Here is a 312-nt window from a genome sequence, read left to right on the forward strand (position 1 = left end):
GTGCTCCGTGCCGATGCGCCACGCGCCCCGCGGCTTCGAGCCCGCGGCGAGCCACGCCGCAAGCTGGCGGACCGAGGTGATCGGCGTGAGGTCGGCCTCGCCGGGATTCGGCATCGTGCTGGCGTTCTCTATCCGCGTGTTGCCCGGCTGTCGGGGGAAGTCCCGCCGGGTGCTTCGGTCCAGACCCCGACCAGCGCCTGCAGCGCCGCGAGACCCGCCACTGCGGCAGTCTCGGCCCGCAGGATGCGGGGGCCAAGCGCGGCCGGCACAACAAAGGCACGCCGACGGAGATCGTCAAGCTCCGCCCCCTCG

1 protein-coding gene is annotated in these 312 nt (G+C 73.7%); it reads right to left on the reverse strand.

The annotated features are described in order from the left end of the window. Positions 1 to 128 precede the first annotated feature (128 nt). Positions 129 to 312, reverse strand: a 184-nt coding sequence (locus AC1MIR_RS27815) for a 16S rRNA (uracil(1498)-N(3))-methyltransferase (protein WP_480031408.1), incomplete at its 5' end; no start/stop codon positions are given.

Source organism: Falsiroseomonas sp. RANM36, assembly GCF_056682175.1.